The organism is Allobrachymonas denitrificans DSM 15123 (genome assembly GCF_900110225.1).
Taxonomy (GTDB): domain Bacteria; phylum Pseudomonadota; class Gammaproteobacteria; order Burkholderiales; family Burkholderiaceae_C; genus Brachymonas; species Brachymonas denitrificans.
Map to the genome: position 1 here is coordinate 38,340 of NZ_FOCW01000007.1, position 11,233 is coordinate 49,572.

Here is an 11,233-nt window from a genome sequence, read left to right on the forward strand (position 1 = left end):
GCGGACCACGCTGCTCTGAACGGGATCGCAGGGATTTGGGCGCGTTGACGCGCCATGCCTGTGGCCATGAAAGGATCTTCCATGACACAGGTGCTGACCCGCTCGCTCCTCGCTGTTGCCTTCCTGTCCGCCCTGGCAGGGTGCGGCACGGTACAGGCTCCGTCTGTCCCGGCTTCGGGCGCACAAGCCGCGGTGACGTCGCGACCCGGCACGCCCGCACTGTCGACGATTCCGCCCAACCCGGAAGCCTCCAGCGGCTGGACCGGCAAGCCGGGCTGGCAGTGGCAGAAGCATGCCGTGGCTGCAGCCAATCCGCTGGCCACGCAGGCGGGGCTGGAGATTCTGCGTGCAGGGGGCAATGCACTGGATGCGGCGATTGCCGTGCAGATGGTGTTGGGACTGGTCGAGCCGCAATCCAGCGGCATTGGAGGCGGTGCCTTCCTGCTCTATGACGACGGCAAGAGCTTGCTGGCCTGGGATGGCCGCGAGACGGCGCCGGCAACGGTGCGCGAAGACCTGTTCCTCGGGCCGGATGGCAAGGCGTTGCCGTTTCATCAGGCAGTGGTCGGTGGCCGCTCGGTAGGGGTACCCGGCGTGGTGCCCATGCTGGAACAGGTGCAACGCAGGCAGGGCAAGCTGCCGTGGGCACGCCTGTTTGCGCCGGCGATCCGCATGGCCGAGGCAGGATTTCCTGTCAGCCCGCGCCTGCATCGCCTGCTCGCCTCCGAAAAATACCTGCGCGACAACGACAGCACTGCGGCGGCCTATTTCTACGGCACGGATGGACAGCCCTGGCCCGTCGGCCACGTGCTGCGCAATCCCGAATACGCGGCAGTACTGCGCGGCATTGCCAGCAAGGGATCGCGCTTCCTGATGCGGGGCGAGGTGGCGCAGGCGATGGTGCGCACGGTTCAGGGGCATGCCGCCAATCCGGGCAAACTGGCACTGTCTGACCTGGCCGGTTACCAGCCGCGCGTCAGTCCGGCGCTCTGTTTCGATTACGAGGCCGTCGCCCGCCGCTACGAGATTTGCGGCATGCCGCCACCGAGTTCCGGCACGCTGGCCATCGGCCAGATTCTCGGCATCCTCAGGCACACCGATGCAGCGAAGCTGCCCTTGCAGCAGGGCCAGCCGAATGCCGATTGGCTGCATCTGTACACCGAAGCCGCACGCTTGGCCTTTGCCGACCGTGCGCAGTACGTGGCTGATCCGGCTTTTGTGCAGGCGCCGGGCGGCAACTGGCAGTCCATGCTGCAGCCCGTCTACCTGCAGCAGCGTGCAGCGCTGATCCAGCAGGGGCCGCAGGCCAAATCCATGAAGACGGCAGAGCCGGGCCAGCCCGCTAGCCTGCGCGTGGCTTTGGCGCCCATGCCGGCCCAGCCGGAATACGGCACCAGCCATATCAGCGTGATCGACGCGCAGGGCCGCGCCGTTTCCATGACCACCACCATCGAGGACCAGTTCGGCTCCCGGATGATGGTCAACCGCGGCAAGGGACTGGCCGGAGGCTTTCTGCTCAACAACGAGCTGACGGATTTCAGCTTCACGCCCAGGGATGCCGCAGGGCGCCCGATTGCGAACCGCGTGCAGCCGGGCAAGCGCCCGCGTTCGAGCATGGCACCCATTCTGGTCTACGGCAAACAGCCGGATGGACGGCGCGGCGAACTGCTGATGAGCGCCGGCAGCCCCGGGGGCGCCCTCATCATCCATTACGTTGCCAAGACACTCTACGGCACGCTCAACTGGGGCCTGGATGCACAGCGCGCGATCGACCTGCCCAACTTTGGGTCGACCAACGGCCCCACCTTGCTGGAGCAGAAGCGCTTTGCACCAGCGACGGCGGAAGCCTTGCGCCAGCGCGGCGCCGAGGTGCGCGAGATAGACATGACCAGCGGCCTGCAGGCGATCCAGAAAACGCCGCGCGGCTATTTTGGTGGTGCGGATCCGCGGCGTGAAGGGGTGGTGTTGGGGGATTGAGGGCTACCAAAGCCCTGTGGCGGTTATTGCATATCGGATGTACGCCCGGAGCTGTCTGAACGGAACGGCTCCAGCTTCTCCAACGCCAGCACATACGGCGGGTCATTCGGCACATTCGCCAGCGCATAACGCACCACGCGCACGGCAGCCGGATCCAGACCACACACGTAATCCTCCACCGCCGAGCGTTCCTGCTTGCCCCCCGCGTGCCCGTGGTACACCACCAGCACGATCACGCCATGCGGACGCAGCAGTTGCCAGATGCCCTGCAACGCCGCGATGGTGCTGTCCGCCTGGGTGGTGATCTGCTTGTCGCTGCGGGGCAGGTAGCCCAGATTGAACACTGCCGCCTGCACCGGTTGCGTTACATGCTGCAGCACGGTTTCGTGCCCTGCATGGATCACGCTGACCCGGTCTGCGAGCCCGTGCGCCTGCAACCGCTCACGCGTAGCCTCGATGGCCTGGGCCTGTACATCGAACGCGTATATCCGCCCGCCATCGCCCACCCACTGTGCCAGCAGCAAGGTATCGTACCCGTTGCCGGCCGTGGCATCGATCGCCACGTCACCGGGCTGCAGGACGTGTTGCAGCAGCGCATGGGCAAAGGGAACGATATCGGTCAGGTGGCGGGTGAGGGCAGGGCGCATAGGGGCACAAGAATATCAGGCAGCGGGCATGAGTCCCTGCTCGGCCATGGACAGGCTCTTGCCGCGTGCGACGATGATATGGTCCAGCACGCGGATGTCCAGCAGCGACAGTGCCTGCTGCAACTGGCGCGTGAGCGCGATGTCGGCACTGGAAGGCTGCACCTGCCCGCTGGGGTGGTTGTGCGCCAGCACCACACTGGCAGCGTGATGGTGCAGTGCGCGCAAGGCCACTTCGCGCGGGTAGACGCTGGTCTGGTTCAGCGTGCCGCGGAACAGCGTTTCCAGCTGGATCAGCTGGTGCTGGCTGTCGAGAAACAGCACGGCAAAGCATTCGTGCGGCAGATGGCCGAGATGCAGCTGCAGGTAGTTGGCAACCAGCGCCGGGTGGTTGAGCAGGGTGCGCTGCTGCAGCTGCTGTGCCATGGCCCGCCGCGCCAGCTCCATCACCGCCAGCAGCTCGGCGCGTTTGGCCGTGCCGCCCAGACCCTTGATCTGCCCCAGCGTGCGCGCATCGGCATGCAGCAGGCCCGCCAGCCCCTGGCAGGCATCCAGCACGTCCTGCGCCATTACCAGCACGTTGCGTCCTGCCGTGCCGGTGCGCAGCAGCAGGGCGAGCAGTTCCACATCGCCCAACGCTGCGGCGCCGTGCTGCAACAGGCGTTCACGCGGACGCGAGGTGTGCGGAAGATCGTGGAAGGCCATAAAAATCCATTTTTTAAATAAAAAGTATTATAAATGGCGACATCAAGACTTGACCACGGACAGGCTGCAAAGCCCGCATGGTCCCGGTGCAACAGGCAGCCTCTTACAATAGCGCATCCAACTCCGGACCGGATCATGACTGAAGCCACCAACACCGCAGCCCCGGGCACGCCCGTGGTGCAAGCCGATTCCTTTCTCACCCTGCATTACCGCCTGTCCGGCCCGCAGGGTGACGTCATCGACACCTTTCTCGAGCAGCCTGCCACGCTCTCGCTGGGCAATGGCGAGCTGTCGCCGGCCATCGAGCAGATGCTGATCGGCCTGCCCGAGGGCACGCATACCACTTTCGAGCTGCCGGCCGGCGCGGCCTTTGGCGAGCGCAATCCGCAGATGCTGCAGTGGCTCAAGCGCAGCGTGCTCAAGGAAATGGGCGACCCGGACGAGCAATATGCCGTGGGCGAAGTGGTGCAGTTTCCGACGCCCGATGCGCAAGGCCAGTTTGCCGGCACCGTCGCCGAGCTGGGCGAAGAGGCCATCCTGTTCGATTTCAACCACCCGCTGGCGGGCCAGCCGGTCACCTTCGAGGTGCAGATCATTGGTGTGCTATGACTGAACGCGATCTTTCGCAGCCCGTTACCGCGCCCGACGCCGGCATCGTGCTGGCGGCGCCGCGCGGCTTCTGTGCCGGTGTGGACCGCGCCATCGACATCGTCGAGCGCGCGCTGCAGAAATTCGGCCGTCCGATCTATGTGCGTCACGAAATCGTGCACAACACCCATGTCGTGAACGACCTCAAGAACCGCGGCGCCATCTTCATCGAGGATCTGGCCGAGGTGCCACCCGGTGCCACGCTGGTGTTCAGCGCCCATGGCGTGAGCAAGGCGGTGCAGGAAGAGGCGGCGCAGCGCGGCTTTCAGGTGTTTGACGCCACCTGCCCGCTGGTGACCAAGGTGCATGTGGAAGTGGCCAAGCTGGCGAAAGAGGGCTACGAATTCATCATGATCGGCCACAAGGGCCATCCCGAAGTGGAGGGTACCATGGGCCAGCTCGACAGCGGCATCCACCTGGTGGAAGACGTGAACGATGTGGCCCACGTGCAGCCGGCGCAGACCGACAGGCTGGCCGTGGTCACGCAGACCACGCTGAGCGTGGACGATGCCGCAGCCATCACGGCTGCAGTCAAGGCGCGCTTCCCTAACATCCGCGAGCCCAAGCAGCAGGACATCTGCTATGCCACGCAGAACCGCCAGGACGCTGTGAAAGTGCTGAGCCAGCAGGCCGATGTGGTCATCGTGGTGGGCAGCCCCACCAGCAGCAACAGCAACCGGCTGGCCGAACTGGCGCGCCGGCTGGGCGTTCCGGCCCATATGGTCGACAATGCGGATGAGCTGCAGGCCGAATGGTTTGCCGGTGCCACCACCGTGGGCGTTACCGCAGGCGCTTCTGCGCCCGAGGTGCTGGTGAATGATGTGGTGGCCCGCATCAAGGCCTATGGTGCCGTCTCCGTGCGTACCATGGATGGCGTACAGGAAACGCTCAAGTTTCCGCTGCCCAAGGGCCTCAAGCTCGACAACCAGTAACTCCCGTTTTTGGCGCGGCCTGGGCCGCGCATCCCATCAGAAGTATTTCCATGCTAGACATCCTCCTGCTTCGCAAAGACCTCGACAAGGTAGTGGCCCGCCTGCAGACGCGCAAGAATCCGCAGCCTTACCTGGACGTGGCCGCCTTCACCGCGCTGGAAGCCGAACGCAAGACCATCCAGACCCGCACCGAAGAGCTGCAGTCCCAGCGCAACACGCTGTCCAAGCAGATCGGCCAGCTCAAGGGCAAGGGCGATCATGCCGGCGCCGAGGCGGTGATGGCCCAGGTCGGCTCCATCAAGCAGGAGCTGGAAACCAGTGCCGCACGCCTGACCGAAATCCAGGCCGATATCGAGGCCATCCTGCCCGGCGTGCCCAACCTGCCGCATGAAAGCGTGCCCGTGGGCAAGGACGAAGCCGACAACGTGGAACTGCGCCGCTGGGGCACCCCGCGCCAGTTCGACTTCGAGGTGAAGGACCATGTGGACCTGGGCGTACCGCTGGGCCTGGATTTCGACACCGGCGCCAAGCTGTCGGGCTCGCGTTTTTCTTTCCTGCGCGGCCCGGTTGCGCGCCTGCACCGTGCGCTGGCGCAGTTCATGCTCGACGTGCAGACCACCGAGCACGGCTACACCGAGTGCTACACGCCTTACATCGTCAACGCTGACAGCCTGCGCGGTACCGGCCAGCTGCCCAAGTTCGAGGGTGACCTGTTCGCTGCGCGCAAGGGCGGCCAGGAAACCGAGGAGCACCCGGACAACACCCCGCTGTACCTGATCCCCACCAGCGAAGTGCCGCTCACCAACACCGTGCGCGACACCGTGCTGGCCGAATCCGAGCTGCCGATCAAGATGACGGCGCACAGCCCCTGCTTCCGCTCCGAAGCCGGCAGCTATGGCCGTGACACGCGCGGCATGATTCGCCAGCACCAGTTCGACAAGGTGGAGATGGTGCAGATCGTGCACCCGGAAAAGAGCTACGAGGCGCTGGAAGAAATGACCAGCCACGCCGAAGCCATCCTGCAGAAGCTGGGCCTGCCGTACCGCGTGATCGTGCTGTGCACTGGCGACATGGGCTTTGGCGCCACGCGCACGCATGATCTGGAAGTGTGGGTGCCGGCGCAGAACACCTACCGCGAGATCAGCTCGGTCAGCAACTGCGAAGCGTTCCAGGCACGCCGGATGCAGGCCCGCTTCAAGAACGCACAGGGCAAGAACGAACTGGTGCACACCCTCAACGGTTCCGGCCTGGCCGTGGGCCGCTGCCTGGTGGCCGTGCTGGAAAACTACCAGCAGGCCGACGGCAGCATCGAGGTGCCGGAAGCACTGCGCCCCTACATGGGCGGCCTGAGTGTGCTGCGCGCGGACTGATCGCAGCAAAAAATGCGGCCTGCCTCTTTGCGGAGGCTGTCACTTGCATGTAAAATCGCCTGTTTCCTGCAGCATCCTTGCTGCGGAATGAACAGACCACGGAGAGATGGCAGAGTGGTCGAATGCACCGGATTCGAAATCCGGCATACAGGTTCTCCTGTATCGAGGGTTCGAATCCCTCTCTCTCCGCCAGATGGTCAAGAAAATCAAGCACTTGCAGCGTTTGCGGCAGGTGCTTTTTTCTTGCGCCCTATCGGCTGGCCCGCAACCGCGCTCCATCCAGCGATGGTATATCCAGCCTCCCCGCAGTGCTGCCGGGCCTGACGGTGCCAAACCGGCCACTGTCATTGATCCAGTCTGCCCGCGCCTGCTCGATTTCCTCCTGCGTGCGCGCCACAAAGTTCCACCAAAGCAGCACATCTTCCTCGAACGGCGTGCCGCCCACCAGCAGCACCTGCGCAGCGCCATGGCTTTGCAACTGCAGTTCATGGCGGCCGGGCTCGAAGTAGAGAAGCTCTCCGGTCCCCAGCTGCTCTCCTTGAACCGTGACTTCGCCACGCAAAACCAGCAGCCCGTACTCGAAGGCCGGATCAAGGGGCAGGGTAGCATGTGCCGCAGCTTCTGCCACCAGATCCACGCCAACCAGGGGGCTGTAGATGCGCGTAGGCGCCGTCTGCCCCAGCGCAGTGCCGGCCAGCACGGTGGCCAGAAAACCGCCGGTCGCCACCTGTGGCAGCTCGGGATAGTTCTCGAACGCCGGCTCGCAATGCCGCTGGCTGTCCGGCAGGGCGATCCAGAGTTGCGCCATGTGCAGGCGCGCGCCGTTGGCGGCGCTGTCTTCGGTGTGGGCCACGCCACGTCCGGCGGTCATCAGGTTGACCTGACCGGGACGGATGGTCTGTTCAACGCCGAGGGAGTCGCGGTGAATGATTTCGCCTTCGATCATCCAGGTGAAGGTCTGCAGGCCGATATGCGGGTGCGCGCCCACATGCATGCCATCGTCCGGTCCGAGTTGCACCGGGCCTGCATGGTCCAGAAAGCACCAGGCGCCGATCATGCGCTTGCGCGCGGTGGGCAGGGCACGCCGGATTTCCATGCCTTCGCCCAGCATGGCGCTGCGTGCAGGAAAACGTTGCGAATGGGACGGTGCAACCATGACATGCTCCTGTTCTTGCATCAGATTCCGACTTTAGCGGGATCGCCCCGAACACGTGGGACTGGAACGCTATCCACGCCTTGGGGGCAGGGCCTGTGGCAGCTCAGTACAGCGTTTCCACATCGCAATCCAGCATATAGCCTGATCCGCGCTCCGTCACGATGAACCTCGGATGCGCAGGGTCTTCCTCCAGCTTCAGCCGCAGGCGCCGGATCTGCACATCGATGGTGCGGTCGTACACCTCGGCCTCATGCAGTCGCGACATGGACAGCAGCTGGTCGCGCGACATCACGCGGCGCGGCGCCTGGCACAGGGCGCTCAGCAGGCTGATCTCGCCGTTGGACAAATCCACGTAGCTGCCATCGGGCGTCTTGAGCCGGCGCGTGCGCAGGTTCAGTTCCCAGCCGGCAAAGCGGAAGGCGCGGCGGGCGCTGTCCCGTTGCGGCAACGTGGCCTGCACCTGGTAGCGGCGCAGCACGGCACGCACGCGCGCCAGCAGTTCGCGCGGGCTGAAGGGCTTGGTCACATAGTCGTCCGCGCCCAGTTCCAGGCCCATCACGCGATCGGCCTCTTCGGTGCGACCAGTGAGCAGGATGATGGGCACGGTGGCGCGTGCGCGCAACTGGCGCGCCAGATCCAGGCCGTCTTCGCCCGGCATCTTCAGATCGAGCAGCACCAGGTCGATCGCCTGATTGTCGAAGCAGGCTATCATTTCGCGACCGGAACTGCAGGGCGTGGCGCGCAACTCGTTTTCCTGCAGGTAGTCGCAGACCATGTCACGCACATCCGGATCGTCGTCGACGACCAATACATGGGGCTGGTTCAGGGGAGACATGCTTGCGATGGTAACGGAGAAAAAGCCGCCCCGGCGCCCGCTCTCCATGTCGGCCTTCCTGTCCAGCGGCAGGATGGCCTGGGTCGCCCTGTTGCTGGTGTGGGTGATGCTGGCCGTGCTGACGGCTTCGGCACTGTGGGTGATGCGTGTTTCCACCCTGCGCGACCAGCAGCGCGCGCTGCACACCTTGGCCGTGGTGGTTTCCGACGAACTGGAGCGCGGGCTGGATGGCGTGGACGAAGGCCTGACGGCCATTGCCAATGCCATCGAGGAAGACGGCATGCCGGACGATGCAGCAGAGGCCTCGGCCCGATTGCGCCGGCGCGTGGAATTGATGCCGATGGCACAGACGCTGTGGCTGCTCGATCCGCAGGGGCGGGGCGTGACGCGCTCCGATGCCATCGGCTTTCCTCCGGTCGACGGATTTGCGCCTCCGCTTAAGGCGAATGCCGTCGAGAGCCTCTCGTTCAGCCGGCCCTTTGCCGATCCGTCCGCTGCCCGTCCGCTGGTGGCGATTGCCTTGCCGATGGAAACCGCCCGCTATGGTTGGGTGGTGGCCGGTGTGCCGGCCGATGTGCTACTGGGGGCTTTCCAGAGCGCGTTGCCGGAGGACGAGGCGGAAATGCGGGTGTCGCGCAGCGATGGCACCTTGCTGGCATCGACCGATGGATCGCCCCTGTCCCGGCATGTGCATCTGGCCGAGCATGTGCTGATCGAGGGCTATGGCCTGCAGGTGGATCTGTTTCGCAGTCGGGATGTGGTGTTGCACGACTGGCGGGCATCCGCGCAGATGGCTGCGGTTCTGCTGGTGTTGCTGGCTGCCGTGATGGCCGCAGCACTGTGGATTCTGCAGCGGGCGCAGCGCCGGCATGAGCAGGCGCAGCAGGCCCTGCGGCTGCAGCAGGCGCGGGGCGAGCGGCTGGAAGCACTGGGGCGCATGGCGGGCGAAGTGGCGCATGACTTCAACAACGTGCTGGGCGCGATTGCCGGCTATGGGGAAATGGCGCTGGACAAGGCCGAGCCCGGCAGTGCCCAGGCGCGCCAGCTGGACCGCCTGATCGGGGCAACCGCCCGGGGGCGTGCGCTGACCGAGCGCATTCTGGCCTTCAGCCGTGGCGGTGCGCGGCGTTCGGTGGTATTTGTGCTGCAGACGGTGGTGGAAGAAGTCCTGGAACATGTGCGCAGCCTGAAGCAGCCGGGCATCCGGCTCGATGTGCAACTGGCCGCCCCGGAGGGAAGGGTACGCGGTGACCCGGCGCAGGCCTATCAGGCCGTGCTGAACCTGTGCGTGAATGCCCTGCAGGCCATGCCTGAAGGGGGGGTGTTGCAGGTGAGTCTGGGGCAGGAACGGGTGGATGCCGAGCAGGTGCTGTCGCACAGCCGCCTGTCAGCGGGCGAGTGGTTGCGTCTTGTGGTGGCGGACGAGGGCAGGGGTATCGATCCGGTGTCGATGGAGCACTTGCTGGAGCCCTTCTACACCACGCGGGCAGGAGAGGGCGGAACCGGCCTGGGGCTGGCTGTGGTGCATGGGGCCGTGGTGGAGTTGCATGGCGCCATCGATGTACAGAGTCAGCCAGGTGAGGGCGCGCGGTTTGCGCTGTGGCTGCCGGTTTGTGCGCCAGTGCAGGAGCAACATCGGGCGCAGCCTTGGAAGCCGGGGCAGGAGCGAGGGCAGGAACAGGGGCAGGATTCACCATCTAGCCAGGAATTCGGGCAAGGGAGGCTACCGCCTGCGGCAGGAGATTCGCTCCACAGCGCTCTCCCGTCTCTCGAACCAGAGTCCGGGCCTGATCGTGACCAGGGCAAGACCTGGGGCAGGGTGCCCGCCCGCGTGCTGGTGCTGGACGACGAACCGGAACTGGCCGCCTTGACAGCCACAACGTTGAAATCGCTGGGCCTGGACGCGACAGCCGAAACACGGCCGCTGCGCGCCTTCGACATGCTGCAGACGCAACCCTCCCATTTCGCTGCCCTGATCACCGATGAGCGCATGCCGGAACTGACAGGCACAGAACTGGTTCTGCGGCTGCGCGAGGCAGGTGGGGCACTGGAGCAGCTTCCGGTGATTCTGCTCACTGGCCAGGGCGGTCCCATGCTGGCAGCGCGCGCGGCGGAACTGGGCATACGGCACATACTGCGCAAGCCACTGGAGCGTCAGGAGCTGGCTGACGCGCTCAGCAGCCTTCTGCAGAAGCCCTGACGCCAGTAAGGCATGGGCCGCTGCCCCCCGGTGCTCCCGCTGCATTGCAATTGCAACAGCCGGGCCCCCGCTTTGTCATGCAAGCCATCGGCTGCGCGCGCAAGATTGGATCCCAGAAGTTTTCCTGTTTTTCACCGAGGAGTTTTCTGATGAGCATCCCGCGCCAAGCTTCCGTTTCCACCCTGTTTGCTGCCTGCCTGCTGGCTGGCGGTGTTGCCATGGCTGCACCGGCTACCCCTGCCGCCAAGGCCAGTGCTCCGCCCAAGGCGGCTGCAGTGGCTGTCAAACCGGCTCCGGCGGTAACCGTCGGCAAGCTGGCGGCCAAGCCTGCGTCGGCCAGCACCGCGGTCAAACCCGCTCCGATGAAGCCGGTGACGGCTGCGACACCGGCCAAGCCGGCTGTTCCCGCCACCCCGGCAAAACCCGGCGTGGCTCCTGCCAAGCCGGCCACGCCTGCCGTTCCGGCCGTGCCTGCCAAGGCCGCTTCGGGCGCCGGTCTGGGTGGTACGCAAGTGTGGGTGAACACGGCTGCCAAGGTCTACCACTGCCCCGGCACCAAGTACTTCGGCAAGACGAAGAAGGGCCAGTACATGAGCGAGGCCGCTGCCCGCGGCGCCGGCAACCGTGCTGACCGAGGTGCGGCCTGCGCAACCAGATAAGCCCCTGAAAGACGCATTGCATTTGCCGGGCCATCGGGCCGGTGGTGAACAGCCACCGGTGCCGCCCCGGCTTTTTTGCGCGCCTGCAGCTGAGCAGACGTGCCGGA

The 11,233-nt window shown here is 65.4% G+C and carries 10 protein-coding genes and 1 tRNA gene; 7 read left to right on the forward strand and 4 right to left on the reverse strand.

What is annotated here, in order from left to right; genetic code table 11:
• Positions 1-81 precede the first annotated feature (81 nt).
• Positions 82-1,977 (forward strand): gamma-glutamyltransferase family protein, encoded by a 1,896-nt coding sequence (locus tag BMW28_RS10390; protein WP_091817573.1) that lies wholly within the window; start codon positions 82-84, stop codon positions 1,975-1,977.
• 23 nt (positions 1,978-2,000) lie between these two features.
• On the opposite strand, the gene BMW28_RS10395 is transcribed toward BMW28_RS10390, so the two are convergent.
• Positions 2,001-2,624: a tRNA 5-(aminomethyl)-2-thiouridylate-methyltransferase MnmM gene (locus tag BMW28_RS10395; protein ID WP_091817576.1), complete on the reverse strand. Its 624-nt coding sequence runs from the start codon at positions 2,622-2,624 to the stop codon at positions 2,001-2,003.
• 15 nt (positions 2,625-2,639) lie between these two features.
• Positions 2,640-3,326, reverse strand: coding sequence for a RadC family protein (gene radC / locus BMW28_RS10400; protein WP_091817579.1), 687 nt, complete (start codon positions 3,324-3,326; stop codon positions 2,640-2,642).
• A 135-nt stretch (positions 3,327-3,461) separates the two neighbouring features.
• Here radC and BMW28_RS10405 point away from each other — a divergent pair, with 135 nt between their 5' ends.
• The 4 genes from BMW28_RS10405 (at position 3,462) to BMW28_RS10420 (ending at position 6,468) form a co-directional block, all read left to right on the forward strand.
• Complete coding sequence (locus BMW28_RS10405; RefSeq protein ID WP_091817582.1) at positions 3,462-3,935, forward strand: FKBP-type peptidyl-prolyl cis-trans isomerase; 474 nt, start codon at positions 3,462-3,464, stop codon at positions 3,933-3,935.
• Positions 3,932-4,906, forward strand: a complete 975-nt coding sequence (gene ispH / locus BMW28_RS10410; RefSeq protein ID WP_091817585.1) for a 4-hydroxy-3-methylbut-2-enyl diphosphate reductase — start codon at positions 3,932-3,934, stop codon at positions 4,904-4,906. Before BMW28_RS10405 ends, ispH begins: the two co-directional genes overlap by 4 nt.
• A gap of 50 nt (positions 4,907-4,956) precedes the next feature.
• Complete coding sequence (gene serS / locus BMW28_RS10415) at positions 4,957-6,276, forward strand: serine--tRNA ligase (protein ID WP_091817588.1); 1,320 nt, start codon at positions 4,957-4,959, stop codon at positions 6,274-6,276.
• Positions 6,277-6,376: 100 nt separating this feature from the next.
• Positions 6,377-6,468, forward strand: a tRNA-Ser gene (locus tag BMW28_RS10420).
• 58 nt (positions 6,469-6,526) lie between these two features.
• Here BMW28_RS10420 and BMW28_RS10425 read toward each other — a convergent pair.
• Both BMW28_RS10425 and BMW28_RS10430 read right to left on the reverse strand, forming a co-directional pair.
• A complete protein-coding gene (locus BMW28_RS10425) occupies positions 6,527-7,432 on the reverse strand; it encodes a pirin family protein (RefSeq protein WP_091817699.1) in 906 nt (301 codons plus the stop codon).
• 103 nt (positions 7,433-7,535) lie between these two features.
• A complete protein-coding gene (locus BMW28_RS10430) occupies positions 7,536-8,267 on the reverse strand; it encodes a response regulator (protein ID WP_091817702.1) in 732 nt (243 codons plus the stop codon).
• On the opposite strand from BMW28_RS10430, the gene BMW28_RS10435 reads away from it, so the two are divergent.
• Together BMW28_RS10435 and BMW28_RS10440 are read left to right on the forward strand one after the other, a co-directional pair.
• On the forward strand, positions 8,266-10,467 hold the full coding sequence (locus tag BMW28_RS10435) for a sensor histidine kinase (protein ID WP_159430749.1): 2,202 nt from the start codon (positions 8,266-8,268) through the stop codon (positions 10,465-10,467). The two genes, BMW28_RS10430 and BMW28_RS10435, sit on opposite strands and share 2 nt — an antisense overlap.
• Before the next feature lie 149 nt (positions 10,468-10,616).
• Complete coding sequence (locus BMW28_RS10440; protein ID WP_091817592.1) at positions 10,617-11,126, forward strand: hypothetical protein; 510 nt, start codon at positions 10,617-10,619, stop codon at positions 11,124-11,126.
• Positions 11,127-11,233 lie beyond the last annotated feature (107 nt).